Origin of the sequence: Paractinoplanes atraurantiacus, from assembly GCF_900215205.1 — a bacterium.
Taxonomy (GTDB): domain Bacteria; phylum Actinomycetota; class Actinomycetes; order Mycobacteriales; family Micromonosporaceae; genus Actinoplanes; species Actinoplanes atraurantiacus.
On the sequence record NZ_OBDY01000003.1, the window covers coordinates 61,319 to 76,108 of the forward strand.

The 14,790-nt window shown below is 71.5% G+C and carries 17 protein-coding genes; 15 read left to right on the forward strand and 2 right to left on the reverse strand.

Features of this window, described 5'->3' with window-relative positions; all coding sequences use genetic code 11:
- Positions 1-27 precede the first annotated feature (27 nt).
- Positions 28-1,407 (reverse strand): UDP-glucose dehydrogenase family protein, encoded by a 1,380-nt coding sequence (locus CRP55_RS09400; protein WP_097319306.1) that lies wholly within the window; start codon positions 1,405-1,407, stop codon positions 28-30.
- Between the two features lie 73 nt (positions 1,408-1,480).
- Here CRP55_RS09400 and CRP55_RS09405 point away from each other — a divergent pair, with 73 nt between their 5' ends.
- Positions 1,481-2,635, forward strand: a complete 1,155-nt coding sequence (locus CRP55_RS09405; protein WP_097319307.1) for an acyl-CoA dehydrogenase family protein — start codon at positions 1,481-1,483, stop codon at positions 2,633-2,635.
- Positions 2,636-2,832: 197 nt separating this feature from the next.
- Here the strand turns inward: CRP55_RS09405 and CRP55_RS09410 are convergent, their stop codons facing one another.
- Entirely contained in the window at positions 2,833-3,267 is a 435-nt protein-coding gene (locus CRP55_RS09410) for a hypothetical protein (RefSeq protein ID WP_097319308.1), read from the reverse strand.
- A gap of 54 nt (positions 3,268-3,321) precedes the next feature.
- On the opposite strand from CRP55_RS09410, the gene CRP55_RS09415 reads away from it, so the two are divergent.
- The 14 genes from CRP55_RS09415 (at position 3,322) to CRP55_RS09480 (ending at position 14,688) form a co-directional block, all read left to right on the forward strand.
- Positions 3,322-4,086 (forward strand): enoyl-CoA hydratase-related protein, encoded by a 765-nt coding sequence (locus CRP55_RS09415; protein WP_097319309.1) that lies wholly within the window; start codon positions 3,322-3,324, stop codon positions 4,084-4,086.
- 130 nt (positions 4,087-4,216) lie between these two features.
- On the forward strand, positions 4,217-4,969 hold the full coding sequence (locus CRP55_RS09420) for a YbaB/EbfC family nucleoid-associated protein (RefSeq protein ID WP_143234502.1): 753 nt from the start codon (positions 4,217-4,219) through the stop codon (positions 4,967-4,969).
- Entirely contained in the window at positions 4,966-5,283 is a 318-nt protein-coding gene (locus CRP55_RS09425) for a type VII secretion target (RefSeq protein WP_097319311.1), read from the forward strand. Before CRP55_RS09420 ends, CRP55_RS09425 begins: the two co-directional genes overlap by 4 nt.
- The gene (locus CRP55_RS09430) at positions 5,276-5,992 is read left to right on the forward strand and encodes a hypothetical protein (RefSeq protein WP_097319312.1); all 717 of its coding nucleotides are present in this window, start codon (positions 5,276-5,278) and stop codon (positions 5,990-5,992) included. Before CRP55_RS09425 ends, CRP55_RS09430 begins: the two co-directional genes overlap by 8 nt.
- A 1-nt stretch (position 5,993) precedes the next feature.
- On the forward strand, positions 5,994-6,413 hold the full coding sequence (locus CRP55_RS09435; protein ID WP_097319313.1) for a hypothetical protein: 420 nt from the start codon (positions 5,994-5,996) through the stop codon (positions 6,411-6,413).
- Positions 6,406-7,035, forward strand: coding sequence for a hypothetical protein (locus CRP55_RS09440; RefSeq protein WP_097319314.1), 630 nt, complete (start codon positions 6,406-6,408; stop codon positions 7,033-7,035). Before CRP55_RS09435 ends, CRP55_RS09440 begins: the two co-directional genes overlap by 8 nt.
- A gap of 68 nt (positions 7,036-7,103) precedes the next feature.
- Positions 7,104-8,456 carry a dipeptidase gene (locus CRP55_RS09445; protein ID WP_097319315.1) on the forward strand — a complete coding sequence of 451 codons (1,353 nt, stop codon included), beginning with the start codon at positions 7,104-7,106 and terminating at the stop codon, positions 8,454-8,456.
- 76 nt (positions 8,457-8,532) lie between these two features.
- A complete protein-coding gene (locus CRP55_RS09450; RefSeq protein WP_097319316.1) occupies positions 8,533-9,144 on the forward strand; it encodes a DUF4232 domain-containing protein in 612 nt (203 codons plus the stop codon).
- A gap of 49 nt (positions 9,145-9,193) precedes the next feature.
- Complete coding sequence (locus CRP55_RS09455) at positions 9,194-9,931, forward strand: GNAT family N-acetyltransferase (RefSeq protein ID WP_097319317.1); 738 nt, start codon at positions 9,194-9,196, stop codon at positions 9,929-9,931.
- A 45-nt stretch (positions 9,932-9,976) separates the two neighbouring features.
- On the forward strand, positions 9,977-12,505 hold the full coding sequence (locus tag CRP55_RS55590) for an ATP-binding protein (protein WP_097319318.1): 2,529 nt from the start codon (positions 9,977-9,979) through the stop codon (positions 12,503-12,505).
- A 66-nt stretch (positions 12,506-12,571) separates the two neighbouring features.
- Positions 12,572-12,823: a DUF4242 domain-containing protein gene (locus CRP55_RS09465; RefSeq protein ID WP_143234503.1), complete on the forward strand. Its 252-nt coding sequence runs from the start codon at positions 12,572-12,574 to the stop codon at positions 12,821-12,823.
- A gap of 43 nt (positions 12,824-12,866) precedes the next feature.
- Entirely contained in the window at positions 12,867-13,196 is a 330-nt protein-coding gene (locus tag CRP55_RS09470; protein WP_097319320.1) for a PadR family transcriptional regulator, read from the forward strand.
- A complete protein-coding gene (locus CRP55_RS09475) occupies positions 13,193-14,014 on the forward strand; it encodes an ATP-binding cassette domain-containing protein (protein WP_097319321.1) in 822 nt (273 codons plus the stop codon). Before CRP55_RS09470 ends, CRP55_RS09475 begins: the two co-directional genes overlap by 4 nt.
- Positions 14,011-14,688 carry a hypothetical protein gene (locus CRP55_RS09480; protein WP_097319322.1) on the forward strand — a complete coding sequence of 226 codons (678 nt, stop codon included), beginning with the start codon at positions 14,011-14,013 and terminating at the stop codon, positions 14,686-14,688. Before CRP55_RS09475 ends, CRP55_RS09480 begins: the two co-directional genes overlap by 4 nt.
- Positions 14,689-14,790 lie beyond the last annotated feature (102 nt).

The following is a 14,790-nucleotide window of genomic DNA, read 5'->3' on the forward strand; positions in this document are numbered from 1 at the left end:
AAACGCCGCAGACCTCGTGCCCGGGTCTCAGGCGGGCGGGCGCCCCATCCCCCGATAGGACCACCCGGCGCGCGACCACTGGCGCGGATCCAGGCAATTCCGCCCGTCGATGACCTTGCGGTCGGCGACGAGCTCGCCGAGAAGCGTCGGGTCGGCGTTGCGAAATTCCGGCCATTCGGTCGCGACGAGGACGAGGGAGACGTCCGTCACGGCGGCCACCATCGACTCCGCGTAGTCCAGGGCGGGCTGGGCGCGGCGGGCGTTGGCCATGCCCTGCGGGTCGTAGACGCGGACGTGCGCCCCGGCCGCGGCCAGGGCGGCCGCGACGGCGAGGCTGGGCGCGTCGCGTACGTCATCGGAATGGGGCTTGAACGTCGCACCCAGCACCGCCACCGAGGTGCCCGAGAGGTCCGGCCCGGCCGGGCCGACCGGGCGGCCGAGCAACTCCGCGGCCAGGGTGAGCACCCGGAAGCGGCGGCGGGTGTTGATCAGATCGACCTCGTGCAGGAAGCGCAGCGCCTCGCCCGCGCCCAGCTCCTGCGCGCGGGCCTGGAAGGCGCGGATGTCCTTGGGCAGGCAGCCGCCGCCGAAGCCGAGACCGGCCTGCAGGAACCGGTTGCCGATGCGCGGGTCGTAGCCGATGGCCCGGGCCAGCTGGGTGACGTCGGCCCCGGCCACCTCGCAGACCTCGGCCATCGCGTTGATGAAGCTGATCTTGGTGGCGAGGAAGGCGTTGGCCGCCACCTTGACCAGCTCGGCCGTGGCGAAATCGGTCATCACCACCGGAACGTCGCGATCCTCGGTGGCCGCCAGGTCGAAGACGCCCTTGTGGGCGGCGCGCAGGCGTTCCGAGGCCCACTGGCTCTTCACCCCGCAGACGATCCGATTCGGCCGCAGCACGTCCTCGACCGCGTAGCCCTCCTGGAGGAACTCGGGCGACCAGGCGACCTCCACCCCGAGCGTGGGATCGGCGTGCTTGGCCACCAGCTCCTCGACCCAGTCGGCGGTGCCGACGGGCACGGTCGACTTGCCGACGATCAGCGCCCTCCGGCGCAGCCGGGGCGCCAGGTTGATCACGGCGCTCTCCACGTAGCTGAGGTCGGCGCCCATGCCGTCCGCCCGCTGTGGGGTGCCGACACAGATGAAATGAACATCGGCAAAAACGGCGATTTCCTCGTACGTCGTCACGAAGCGCAACCGCCCCGACGCGAGGTTGCGGCGCAGCAGGTCGTCCAGGCCGGGCTCGTGGAACGGCACCTCACCGCTCGCCAGCTTGGATATCTTCGCCTCGTCGACGTCGAACCCGAGGACCTCGTAGCCGAGCTCGGCGAAGCAGATGGCGTACGTGGCGCCGAGATATCCGGTGCCCAGGAAGGCCAGACGGGGAAGCGTGATCACGTCTGGCATAACGAGCGGGACCCTGGCGGGCGTACGCTACCTGCCAGTAACATCGCTCTCAAACGCGAGAAGGGCAAGGGCCATGACCGAGTTCGACGCCTACCGGCTTCCGGAGGACCACGAGACCATCCGGGCCGCCGTGCGCGAGGTCTGCGACGCCCGCGTGGCGCCGAACGCGGCCGAGGCCGACGAGACCAGCGAGTTTCCCAAGGCCTCGTACGACGCCCTGCGCGCGTCGGACTTCCACGCCCCGCACATCCCGGTCGAGTACGGCGGCGCCGGCGCGGACGCCCTGGCCACCGCGATCGTGATCGAGGAGGTGGCCCGCGCCTGCGCGTCGTCGTCGCTGATCCCGGCGGTGAACAAGCTCGGCACGATGCCGCTGATCCTGTCGGCGTCGGAGGAGCTCAAGCAGAAATACCTGCCCAAGGTCGCGTCGGGCGAGGCGATGTTCTCGTACTGCCTGTCGGAGCCGGAGGCCGGCTCCGACGCGGCCTCGATGACCACGCGCGCGGTCCGCGACGGCGACTTCTGGGTAATCAACGGCGTGAAGCGCTGGATCACCAACGCGGGCGTCTCCGAGTACTACACGGTCTTCGCGGTCACCGACCCCACGGCTCGCTCCCGGGGCATCTCCGCATTCGTCGTGGAGAAGTCGGACGAAGGCGTGTCGTTCGGCGCGCCGGAGAAGAAGCTGGGCATCAAGGGCTCACCGACCCGCGAGGTCTACTTCGACAACGTACGCATCCCGGCCGACCGCATGATCGGCGCCGAGGGCACCGGCTTCGCCACGGCGATGGCCACCCTCGACCACACCCGCGTGACGATCGCGGCGCAGGCGCTGGGCATCGCGCAGGGAGCGCTCGACTTCGCGAAGGGCTACGTGAAGGAGCGCAAGCAGTTCGGCAAGCCGGTCGCCGACTTCCAGGGCGTCCAGTTCATGCTGGCCGACATGGGCATGAAGATCGAGGCCGCCCGCCAGCTGACGTACGCGGCAGCCGGCAAGAGCGAACGCGGCGACGCCGACCTCACGTACTTCGGCGCGGCCGCGAAGTGCTTCGCCTCGGACGCCGCCATGGAAATCACCACCGACGCGGTCCAGCTCCTGGGCGGCTACGGCTACACCCGCGACTACCCGGTCGAGCGCATGATGCGCGACGCGAAGATCACCCAGATCTACGAGGGCACCAACCAGGTCCAGCGCATCGTCATGGCCCGCCAGCTCCTGAAGGACTGACCCCCTGCCGGACCGGGATCAGCTTTCCGCGGTGGATCCCGGCCTGGAACGCAGCGCATCCGGCGATGGGATCGGCCCGATGCTGTCGAGAGCGAGGGGTTTGAGGTCACGGTCGATCTGCGCTTGGAGACCTTCGCCCGGACTCGAGCCGGCTCAGGTTGCGGCGATGCGTGATCGTTTCCGAGCATGGCGGGCCTTCAGTCCCCAGGCGGCTGATACACCGTGTCCGGCGGTGGAGAGAAGTACGCGTGCAGCTCTGCGCTCAAGGCGACGGCGAGAAACAAGACTCCGGACGTGGCCACGGCGGTCAGGGCGGCCATCGCCGGGCGGCCCCGCAGCCAGCCGGTGGCGCCCAGGCCCAAGGTCCAGGGGGACAGGAAGCCCAGCGCGGCGAAATAGCCGAAGCCGTCGGCGGCCAGCAAACCCGGCATTGTCACGAGCAATGTGAGGCCGCCGGCGGTGAAGCCGGGCAGGATCGGGGTCAAGCTGGTCCAGCCGCCGGCCGGGGAGCGGCGTGCCGTTGAGATCACGCTGATGGCCGCCGCGGTCAGGATTGTCGTTGCCACGACGGCGGCGGTGGTCCAGGCGAGCAGCAACGGCCACGTGAGGCCGCCTCCGAGGTCATCGGTCATCTGGGCTCAACCTCGTGACCGGGCCTTCGGTCACGATGCTGTAGGACTGAGAACGTGATCGAGTACGTGGTGCGGGACGGGGCCGGGTGGGTGACCATCGACAATCCGGCTCGGCGTAATGCCCTGTCGGTGGCGATGATGGGGGCGCTCGAGGCGGCCGTCCGTGACCTGGACGAGGACCCTGAGGCCCGCAGCATCGTGCTGGAGGGTGCGGGCGAGACGTTCTGTGCGGGGGCCGACATCTCCGAGTTCGCGGGGCACCACGACTCCGCGGACGGGCGGCGGGCCTTCAACGACGCGCTGTCGGGGCTGTTCGGGTCGTTGAGTGGGCTTCGGACGCCGTTGATCGCCGTCATTCGGGGGCATTGTCTCGGCGCCGGCATGGCTTTGGCGCTCAGCGCCGATCTGCGCATCGCGGCCGAGGGGAGCTCCTTCGCCATTCCGGCGGCGCGGCTCGGGGTGGGCTATCCGGTTGCTTTGGCGGAGACGCTCGTGCATGTGGTCGGGCCCGCCCACGCGGCCGATCTGCTGCTCACCGCGAGGACCTTCAGCGGGGGCGAGGCGCTGGCGGCGGGCTTCGTCAACCGGCTCCTTCCGGGCGATGAGCTTGAGTCGGACGTACGGCGGACTGTTGAGGCCATCGCGGCCAACGCGCCCCTGTCGGTGCGGGCGGCCAAAGCCTCCATCAAGGCGACCGCCCACCCCGAGCTGGCCGCGCGGGCCCGCGAGCTGGTCGACGCGTGCGCCGACAGCGCCGACGAGCGTGAGGGGCAGCTCGCCTTCATGGAGCGCCGGCCCCCGATCTTCCACGGCCGGTAGCCGCGGGCGGATGTGTTCAGTTGTTTTGTCGGTTTGTCCAGATTGATGGAACTGATTGCTTCGCCGGCGGTTGCTTTGCCACTGTCGGAGGCCGCCGCACGGGGGCGGCGACGAAGCATTGGGGATTGTCTTGGACAGCGAGGAGCTGGCGGGCCTTCTCGAGGAGGGCGAGGAGCTGGCGCGGACGGCACAGTCCGCGGCGACCGCGCCCGCGGGGCCCGGCTCGGACGAGACCGGCTCGGTGCGCGTGACGGTGGACGCGCAAGGGCAGGTGGCCGAGGTGTCGGTGGCCGCCGGCTGGAAACGGGAGCGCGGGCCGGAGGGGCTGCCGGCCGCGGTGATCGAGGCGGTGCGGGACGCGCTGTCGCGCCGGCTTGCTGCCTGGGGTGAGGCGTACGGGGAAGGCAAGCCCGAAATGCCCGGGCCCATGGAAAAAGGTCAGGGCGATTTCCAGCGGAAACTGGGGGAGCTGGCCACCCGGCGGATGTCGGCCGAGGACCGGCGGGCCGCCCTGAGCGAGCTGCTGAGCCTGCTCGAGGCGGTCGAGCGGGGCCTCGACGAGGTCGACGGGCAGCTGGAGTCCACGTTGGGCGCCACCCACACGGGGCATAGCCCGGACAGGCATGTCGCTGTCACTGTTACCGGCGGCGGCGAAGTCGTCGACGTGCGGTTCGGCCGGGAGTGGCTGCGCGGCGCGCACGAGATCAACATCGGGCGCCAGACGACGGCGGCGTTCCGTTCGGCGTACGAGAAGGCGGCCGCGCACGGCGTCCAGCAGCTGATCGCCGGCAGCCCGCTTGGTGCGGCCCAGCGCGAGACGCAGGATCCGTTCGGTCTGGCTCGCAGGCTGAAGCTGACATCGGATGAGGGGACACGCTGGTGAGCGTTACGGCCGCGATCGAGGCGCTGCGGCGCGACGCCGAGATGTGGGACCGGGTCGCCCAGGTGACCGGCCGGGCCGGCCAGGAGGCGAGTGCCCTGACGCTGGACAACACCCAGCTCTCCTGGGCCAGCGTGCCGTCCGGGCTGATGCACACGTACGCCGAGATCCACGACAAGGTGACCATGCTGCTCGGCGAGGCCACGACCGTGTACGCCGATCTCGGCGTCGCCCTCGACAAGGTGGCCGCCGCCTACGAGGCGAGCGACGAGAAGGCCGCGCGCCAGTTCAAGGGGGTGTGGGATGTCCGTGAGTAGCACCGAGGCCGACCTGCTGGACAAGATCGACTCGGTCCTGGAGAGGATCCAGGCCAAGACCACCGAGCTCCAGAACGCCATCAACGCCAAGATCGGCTGGCTGCCGGGCTTCCTGCAGGACAAGGTCGTGGCCGGCTGGAACAAGTTCACCGGCTTCATGCAGCGGGTCTGGACCAACCTCAACGAGGTGCTGTCCAACATGGGCTCTCCGTCGGCGCTGGGCGACACCGCCGAGGCGTGGAGCGACCTGGTCGGCGGCCCGGTCAGCGCCCAGGTGCAGACGGCCGAGGCCGGCCTGCTCGGCGCGGACGACAAATGGGACGGTGACGCCGCCGACGCGTACCGGCAGACCCTGCCCTTGCAGAAAGCCGCACTGGACAAGGTCAAATCGACGCTGACCGACGGCATCGCCACCGCGCTGAGCACCGTGTCGACCGGCATCCTGGCGTTCTGGGGCGGCCTGGTCGCCGCCCTTGTCGCATTGGTCATCGGCATCATCGGCGCGCTCGGCTCCACCGCGACGATCGTCGGCCTGCCGGCCGCACCCATCATCGCGGCCGGCGCCGCCCTGACCGCCTCGGCGTCGATGATCGTCGGTGCCGAGACGCTGAAAGGGCTCTGCCGATCGGCCAACGCGACGCTGAGGCAGAAGCTCAACGACGACGGCGGCTTCCACGAGGGGCACTGGCCGCCGGCGGCGAAGGCCTGACATGACGACCTCACCGATCCGGGGCAGCCGCAGCATCGCCTCGGCCGTGCTGACCGCCGTGGTGATCGCGGCCGAGCTGGGCCTGGCCGCGATCAGCTATCTGGGCTGGACGTTGAACGACAACGCCAAGGGCGTGACGTTCGTCCTGGCCGGCGTCTCGGCCGTGATCGGAGCGGCGCTGCTGGTCCTGGTGGCCGTCGCGTTCGCCGGGGGTTCGGCCCGCCTCGCCGGCCGCGCGGAGGGCCTGATGTGGCTGCGGCTGTTCGGCGTGCTGGTCACGTTGACGGTGTTCGCCTTCCGCCCGGGATGGGTGGCCATGGCCGGTGCCGCGGCGGTCGTCGGCGCGGTCATCGCATTGGCCGACGCTGCCGGCGGTGTGGTGCTGGCGAGGCTGGCGCTGCGGCGCACGTCCCGTGTCTGAGCCCTTCGGCGCCCTGATCGGCCTGTTCTGCCTCGTGTTCGGGCTGCTGTTCGCCGTGCTCCTGGTGGTCGCGACCCGCCGGCGGCGCCGCGAGCGCGACCGCCTGCGCACCTGGGCCGAGAGCAACGGGTGGGGCTACACCGAGCGCCCGGCCGTCGACTGGGGCCGCCATCTGCCCGGTGCCAACAGGCGGGGCATCGAGTACGCCTTCTCGACCGTGCTCCACGGGCGCCGGGTGACCGTGGCCCAATATCTGGTGACCGACGCTGACGGCAGCTCCCATCACCACGTCGTGACCGTGGCGGCGCTGCACCGGCCCCTCCCGCCGGCCGAGATCAGCCGCCGCGGTCGCATCGCCCGGATGCTGAGCGGTGGCGAGAGCGGAACCGGACACCCCGGCTTCGACCGCGAGTTCCGCCTGCGCACGCCGGCGCCGCCCGGCTGGCTGACGGGCGCGCTGATCGACGCCCACCTGCGCGGGCAGATCCCGGTGCCGTGGCTCATCGACGGCACCGAGCTGATCCACCACTACCCGGGGCGGCTCGAGTTGGCCGACGTCGCGCGCCACGCGGCGGCGATCTCCTATCTGGCCGACTTCGTGGACGGGACCATCCGGCAGTAGATCGTTGCCCCCGAAGTAGCTCAACGTCACGTGTACGGGCCTGCTACCTGCGGGAATGAACCCGCGGCATGAGTCTTACGAAGCAGGACCTCCGTGCCGCCGTGGCGCGGGAGATGCCCGGCGCCCGCGCCGATCTGGAACGGCTGGTGCGCATTCCCGGCATCGCCTTCGACGGCTTCGACCACAGTCAGGTGGACCGGTCGGCCGAGGCGGTGGCCGATCTTCTGCGCGGGTGCGGTCTCGACACGAAGGTCGTCCGCAACGGTGGCCGGCCCGCGGTGATCGGGCGGCGGGCCGCGCCGCCGGGAGCGCCGACCGTCATGCTCTACGCCCACCACGACGTGCAGCCCGCGGGCGACCCAACACTGTGGACCGACGGCAGCCCTTTCGAGCCTCAGGAGCGGGACGGCCGGTTGTACGGGCGGGGAACCGCCGACGACAAATCGGGCATCATGGCGCACGTCGCGGCGTTGCGCGCCTTCGGCGACGACCTGCCGGTCGGCGTGGTGGTGTTCGTCGAGGGCGAGGAGGAGTACGGCTCCCAGTCACTGCGCGGCATCCTCCGCGACCACCTCGACGACCTGCGGGCCGACGTCATCGTGATCGCCGACTCGACCAACTGGGACATCGGCGTGCCGGCGCTCACCACGTCGCTGCGCGGCGAGGTCAACTGCTTCGTGGAGGTACGGACCCTGGAGTCGGCGGTGCACAGCGGCATCTACGGTGGCCCGGCCCCGGACGCCCTGACCGTGCTGTCGCGGCTGATCGCGACCCTGCACGACGCCGACGGCAGCCCGGCCGTGGACGGCCTCGGCGGCTACGACCAGACGACGCTCGACTATCCGGAGGAACGCTTCCGCCGGCAGGCCGGCGTGCTCGACGGCGTACGCCTGATCGGAACCGGCAGCGTCGCCGCCCGCAACTGGACCAGGCCGTCGATCTCGGTGCTCGGCCTCGACGCGCCGCCGACCGACGCCGCGCCCAACGCCCTGGTGCCGGCGGCCAAGGCGAAGATCGGCATCCGGGTGGCGCCGGGCGACGACGCCGGCGCGGCCTGGCTGGCGGTCCGCGCCCACCTGGAGAAGCACGTGCCGTGGGGCGCCCGGCTCACGGTCACGCTCGAGCTCACCGGCGAGCCGACCGCCCTCGACGCGACCGGCCCGTTCTACGACGCGGCCCGGCACTCGCTGCGCGACGCCTGGGACGGCGCCGAGCCGGTCGACATGGGCCTGGGCGGCTCGATCCCGTTCATCGCCGACTTCCGCGCCGTCCTCCCGGACGCGGTGATCATGGTGACCGGGGCCGAGGACCCGTACTCCCGAACGCACTCCCCGGACGAGAGCCTCGACCTTTCCGAGTTCGCCCGCATCTGCCTGGGCGAGGCGTTCCTGCTCCACCACGTGGCCGGGGTTCACCGCTGACACGAGCATCACTTTCCGTTTTGGCCGGATCGGCCGCGGAGAAGACGACGGACACCAGGGACAACGGGGAGGAATCATGCGCAGGACGATCATCGCGGTGGGGGCGGGCCTCGTGCTCGCGGCCGGGGGTTGCGCGTCGTCGAACGGCGACTCGGGCGCCGCTCCGGCTACGACGCCCCCGGCCACCGCAACGACCACACCGGACACCGCGGGGGCCACGGTCGCACCCACACCCAGTGCCACTCGGACCATGACCACCTCCGTGAAGTCCTGCCTCAGCAAGAACCTCGAGGTCACGGTCGTGGCCGACGCGGGCGGCGGCTCGGCCGGGCACACCACCGAGAACATCGTCTTCGCCAACAAGTCCGGGTTGGCCTGCACGCTGTACGGATATCCGGGCGTCTCGTTCGTCGCCGGTGACCAGGGCAAGCAGGTCGGCAGCGCCTTCACCCGCACGCCGGGGGAGAAGCGCAAGGTCACGCTGGAGCCGGGCGACAAGGTGCGGGCCGCGATCCAGATCGCGAACTACCAGAACGTCGACGCCGCCTCCTGCAAGCCGGTCCAGGTGCGCGGCTTGCGGGTCTACCCGCCGAACGAGACCGCCGCGGTCTTCGTCGCCCAGCCGCAGACCGCCTGCTCGGCGCCGAACCAGGCGGCCGGCCAGGTCCAGCCCGTCACGGCCGAGTGATCCACGCCTCGGTCCCGAACGCGCCGCCGTATCGCGCGTTGCAGTGAAAGTGCAGACCAACGACGTTTTCGCGTACGCCTTCCGGGACGGCATCGAGGCGCTGACCTCCCTCGTGCCGGGCTCGTTCCACACCACCGGCCCGGCGGGCACGCTGCTCGCCCTGACCCGCTCGGTGATCCCCGCCCTCAACCCGATCGTCGTTCCGCAGTCCGAGCCGGACGTGGACGAGGTCGCCACCCTGGCCGAGCTGGCCGACCGCGAGGCCGGCCCGGCGCCGTGGTCGATCCGCCTGCGCGGCCGGCCGGGCGAGCACCTTCGCGAGGTCGCCGCCCGGCACGGCCGGACGACGGCCACCGTTCAGCCGTTCATGACGCTGTCGCAGCCGCCGCTGTCGGCGGCGGGCCGGGTGCGGCGGATCAAGGGCGACGAGTACAAGACCTTCGCCACCGTCGTGGCCGGCGTCTTCGGCGCGCCGCCCGAGCTGGTGTCGGCCGTCTACACCGCCGAGGTGCTCGACAGCCCGCAGGTCACCGCCTACGTCGCCGAGACCGGCGAGGGTGAGCCGGTCGCGGCCGGCGTCGCCATCACGACCGGCGACCACGCCGGCCTCGCGAACATCGGCACGCTGCCCGCGTTCCAGCGGCAGGGGTACGCCCGGACGGTCACCCAGGCGCTGCTGTCCAGCGGGGCCACGCACTTCTACCTGCACGCCGACGAGCAGACGACGGCCTTCTTCGAGCGATTCGGCTTCGCCACCGAAGAGAACTGGACGATGCTCACGCAGTAAGTTCCCCGACTGCCCGCCGGCTCCGGGCAGGCCAGACTGTGCCCCATGCGTCTTCTCGAGCGCGAGCATGCCCTCGCCTCCCTGGTGGAGTACGCCCGCGACGGCGACGTGGGTCTCGTGCTGGTCGCGGGCGAGGCCGGCATCGGCAAGACGAGCCTGGTCGAGGCGCTGCGCGAGCGGACCGGCGACGAGACCCGGTGGGCCTGGGGGATGTGCGACGGGCTCTTCACGCCCCGGCCGCTCGGCCCGCTGTTCGACCTGGCGGCCGAGCTCGGCGGCGAGATCGACCAGCTGTGCCGCCGGCGGGCGCCGCGCGAGGAGCTCTTCGACGCGCTGCTCCAGCAAACGAATCAAAGGCCGCACGTCCTGGTCGTCGAGGACCTGCACTGGGCCGACGAGGCCACCGTCGACCTGGTGCGGTTCCTGGCCCGGCGGCTGCGCGGCACGATGCTGATCGCGACCTACCGCGACGACGAGCTCGACCCGCACGGGCCGCTGCGGATCGCGCTCGGCCGGTTGGCCGCGCTGCGCGGCACGCGCCGGATCAACCTGGCGCCGCTGTCGCCCAAGGCGGTGGGCGTGCTGGCCGGCGACAGCGGCCTGCCGGCGGCCGAGCTGCACCGGTTGACCGGCGGCAACCCGTTCTTCGTGACCGAGGTGATCCGCGCCGGGAGCACGGCCGTGCCGGCCTCGGCCCGCGACGCTGTGCTGGCCCGGGTGGCCGAGCTGAGCGCCGAGGGCCGCGCGTTGCTGGAGACGGCGGCGCTGGCCGGGTCGCGGGTCGATCCGCGCCTGGTCGAGGCGGCGCCGCTCGACGAAGTGATCAAGAGTGGCCTGCTGGTCGAGGACCCGCCCTGGCTGCGGTTCCGGCACGAGCTGGCCCGGCTCGCCGTCGAGCAGGCCGTCCCGGCTCATCGGGCCACCCGCGCGCACGCCGCGATCCTGGCCGCGCTGCACGAGCTCGGCAGCGACGACGACGCCCAGATGGCCTTCCACGCCGAGGTGGCCGGCGACGCCGAAGCCACACTTCATCACGCCGTACGGGCGGCCGACCGCGCCGCCGAGTTGGGCGCCCACCGGGAGGCGGCCGCGCAGTACGAGCGTGCGCTGCGGATCACCGAGAGCGCCGAGCTGTACGACCGTCTGTCGGCGCATCTGTCCCTTCTGGACCGTGGTGCGGATCAGCTTGTGGCCGCGACGAAAGCCCGGGATCTGTGGCGGGCCGAGGGCAACGAGCGCCAGGAGGGCGTGGCGCTGCTGCGGCTCTCGATCGCCCTGGTCGCGCTGTGCCGCCGGCGCGAGGCGATGGTGGCGGCCGAGCAGGCCCTGGCCATTCTCGAAAGACATGACAAAACCCCGGAGCTGGCCCGGGCGTACGCCCACCTGGCCGCCCAATGCATGCTGACCGACCGCCACGCCGAGGCGATCGACCTGTCCCTCCGGGCCCAGGAGGCCGCGGCCGAGCTCGGCCTGCCCGCGATCCTCAGCGACGCGCTGAACACGCAGGCCTGCGCCCTGTCGATGAGCGACCAGGAGTGGTGGGCCGAGATGACCGCCGCCCTGCGGGTCGCCCGGGAGCACGACCTGGACGAGCAGGCCGGCCGCGCCTACACCAACTTCTACGGCATCCTCACCTGCGAGCGCCGCTACGAGGAGGCCGAGCCGCACTACGAGACCGGCATTGCCTTCTGCGACGAGCACGACGTCTCCACCTTCGGCACCTGTATGCGCGGCGAGCGCACGGTCAGCCTGGCCCGCACCGACCGCTGGGACGAGGCGGCCCGGCTCGGCCGCCGGTTGATCACCGAGGTCGAGGCGTCGCCGATCAACCGGATCAGCCCGCTGCTCGGCCTCACCACGGTGCTGGTCCGCCGCGGCGACGACGACATCGCGCCGCTGCTGGACGAGGCGGCGGCCACCGCCGACGGCTCGGCCGAGCCACAGTGGATTGTCTACGCCCGCCTGACCAGGGCGGAGTGGCGCTGGCTGGCCGGCGACCGGGACGAGGCGCGCCGGGAGGCCGAGCTGGCCGATGACGTTGCGGGCGCGGGGAACCGGTGGCTGCGGGGTGCGGTTGCGGTCTGGCTCGTGCGTACACAATCGGAAAGGTCCTGGAAATCGCCAGTGGCCGAGCCGTTCCAGCTCTTCCTCGACGGCGACTTCGCGGGCTCGGCCGAACGGTGGGACGCGATCGGCAGCGGATACGAGGCGGCCCTGTCGCTGATGGCCTCGCCTCAGGAGGAACACCTGCGCGAGGCCGTCCGCCGGTTCGACGAGCTGGGCGCCGTGCCGGCCGCCCGCCGGGCCCGGCAACTGCTGAGGAGCCGCGGTGTGCGCTCGGTGCCGGTCGGCCCGCGCGCCGCCACCCGCGCCCATCCGGCCGGGCTGACCCGTCGCGAGCACGAGGTGCTCGACCTGATCGGCGCCGGGCGCACCAACGCCGAGATCGCCGCCCACCTGGTGCTCTCGGTCAAGACCGTCGATCACCACGTGTCGGCCGTGCTCGGCAAGCTCGGCGCGCCGACCAGAGCGGCGGCCGCCGACAAGGCGCGGAGTCTCGGGCTAATTGGGTAGCCGGTGAGGAAATCTGGGTAGCCGCTCCCGATCTCCCGGAACGCGCCGGCGGCGAGGGTGGAAGCCATGAATACGTACATGGATGTCCACACCGTCCCCGGCGGCGTCAACCTCGACGACGTCGTCAAGGCCCACCAGGCCGACCTCGCCACTCAGGGCGAGTTCGACGTCAGCTACCTGCGCTACTGGGTCGACGAGGCCCACGGCAAGATCTTCTGCCTCGTGGCCGCGCCGTCCGCCGACGCCGCCGCGGCCGTGCACCGCAAGGCGCACGGCCTGGTGGCCGACGAGATCTACCAGGTGGCCGAGGGCGCCTGAGACCCACTAGTCAGTCTTCCTGCTATGCAGCTAGTCTGACTACATGACGCCCCGGCCGTGGTTGCACGGCTTCCTCGACCTGTGCCTGCTCGCGATGCTGCGCGAGCGGCCCGACTACGGGTACGGCCTGGCCCAGCGGCTCGCCGCGGCCGGCGTGGCCGACGTGCCCGGCGGCACGCTCTATCCGGCCCTGCTGCGCCTGGAGCAGCAGGGCCTCGCCGTGCCCGGCTGGCAGCCGTCCGAGTCCGGCCCGCGCCGCAAGTACTACGCGATCACCGACGCCGGCCGGGACCTCCTCGACGGCCAGGCGGCCGAGTGGCGGCAGTTCCGCGACGGTGTGGATGCCCTGATCGAAGCCAGGGCTCCCCGATGAGCGACTGGCCCCGGCTCTTCGAGAGCGAGCTCCTGCGCCTCGGCCTGCAACCGGTGCGAGCCCGGCAGCTGACCGACGAGACGGCCCAGCAGGCGGCCGAGCACGCGGCGCCGCCGGCCGACGTCTTCGGCCCGGCCCACCTCTACGCCCGACATCTCGTGGCCGAGCTCAACACGCCGGCCACGGCGCAGAGGCTGGCGCCCGGTCCTGTCCTGCTGAGCCTGACCGGCGTCAGCAAGCGCTACCGCCGCCGGACCGTCTTCGCCGGCGTCGACCTGCGGGTCCGCGGCGGCGAGGTGGCCGCGATCGTCGGCGCCAACGGCTGCGGGAAGTCCACATTGCTCAAGATCTGCGCCGGCCTGACCCGGCCCAGCGCGGGCGAGGTCCGCCGCACCCGGCGCGTCGGCTTCGTGCCGCAGGACGGCGGCACGGCCGGCTGGCTCACCGCGGAGGAACACTTCACGCTCTTCGGCGCGGCGGCCGGCATGGTCCCCGGGCGCGCCCGTTCCACCGGCGTGCATCTGGCCACCCGGCTGGCCTGGCGGCCGAGCCGCAAACAGCCCGTGCAGCAACTCTCCGGTGGCACCCGGCAGAAGCTCAACCTCGTGCTCGGCGAGCTGCACGCGCCCGACCTGCTGCTGCTCGACGAGCCCTACCAGGGCTTCGACCAGGGCACGTACCTCGACTTCTGGCAGCAGGTCTTCGCTTGGCGCGACGCCGGCCGGGCCGTCGTGGTCGTCACCCACCTGCTGCACGACCTGCAGAACGTCGACCACGTGCTCGATCTGGGCGCTTCATTCGAGGAGGGACAGCGATGACAGCCTTCGTGGTGGCGAGCCTGTCGGCCCGCGAGGTCTCCCGCCGATGGGCGGCGCTGGCCCTGGTGGTCGCGCTTCCGCTCTGGTTCTATCTCGTACGGCGTGACCTGGCCGGCCAGTCGACGCGCATGCTGGCCCTGGGCATCGGCTGGTCGGTGTCCACTTTGACGTTGTTCGTGGTGAACGCCTCCCGCAGCGTCGATCCGCGCCTGCGGCTGACCGGCGCGTCCACGGCGAGCATCATCGGCGGCCGGCTGGCCGCGATGTCCGGCGTCGGCCTGGCCGTGGCGTTCGGATACTGGGTGCTGCTCGGCGTCGACCAGGACCTGCTCCACTGGTGGGTGGCCGGGCTGATGATGGCGGTCACGGCGCTGGTCGCGGCGCCGCTCGGCAGCCTGATCGGCGCGCTCTTGCCGCGCGAGCTGGAGGGTGCGCTGGCCCTGCTCAGCGTGTGTGCGGTGCAGATGCTGGCCGACCCGGCGGGCACGGTGGCCAAGTTCATGCCGTTCTGGTCCACACGCGAGATCGGGACGTACGCGGTGGACGGCGGCAGCTTCGACATGGTGTGGCGCGGTCTCGGGCACGCCGCTCTCATGTGGTTGATCTGCGCCGGCGGCACGCTCGCGATCTTCCGATGGCGCCTGCGCTTGGCGAACTACCCAGAACCCAGTTAAAACCTGACAAACGGTCAAGCAAGATCAGCCGAAAGTACGTATCAGCCTCCGCAAGACTCTTATGTCCGATATGCCACGATCTGTGGCGTAAGCGGAAAACAC

Excerpts from the sequence above, each read along its gene's own strand:
- CRP55_RS09400 (WP_097319306.1), bottom strand. The coding sequence starts at position 1,407 with ATGCCAGACGTGATCACGCTTCCCCGTCTGGCCTTCCTGGGCACCGGA.
- CRP55_RS09405 (WP_097319307.1), top strand. The coding sequence starts at position 1,481 with ATGACCGAGTTCGACGCCTACCGGCTTCCGGAGGACCACGAGACCATC.
- CRP55_RS09410 (WP_097319308.1), bottom strand. The coding sequence starts at position 3,267 with ATGACCGATGACCTCGGAGGCGGCCTCACGTGGCCGTTGCTGCTCGCC.
- CRP55_RS09435 (WP_097319313.1), top strand. The coding sequence starts at position 5,994 with ATGACGACCTCACCGATCCGGGGCAGCCGCAGCATCGCCTCGGCCGTG.
- CRP55_RS09445 (WP_097319315.1), top strand. The coding sequence starts at position 7,104 with ATGAGTCTTACGAAGCAGGACCTCCGTGCCGCCGTGGCGCGGGAGATG.
- CRP55_RS09450 (WP_097319316.1), top strand. The coding sequence starts at position 8,533 with ATGCGCAGGACGATCATCGCGGTGGGGGCGGGCCTCGTGCTCGCGGCC.
- CRP55_RS55590 (WP_097319318.1), top strand. The coding sequence starts at position 9,977 with ATGCGTCTTCTCGAGCGCGAGCATGCCCTCGCCTCCCTGGTGGAGTAC.
- CRP55_RS09465 (WP_143234503.1), top strand. The coding sequence starts at position 12,572 with ATGAATACGTACATGGATGTCCACACCGTCCCCGGCGGCGTCAACCTC.
- CRP55_RS09470 (WP_097319320.1), top strand. The coding sequence starts at position 12,867 with ATGACGCCCCGGCCGTGGTTGCACGGCTTCCTCGACCTGTGCCTGCTC.
- CRP55_RS09475 (WP_097319321.1), top strand. The coding sequence starts at position 13,193 with ATGAGCGACTGGCCCCGGCTCTTCGAGAGCGAGCTCCTGCGCCTCGGC.
- CRP55_RS09480 (WP_097319322.1), top strand. The coding sequence starts at position 14,011 with ATGACAGCCTTCGTGGTGGCGAGCCTGTCGGCCCGCGAGGTCTCCCGC.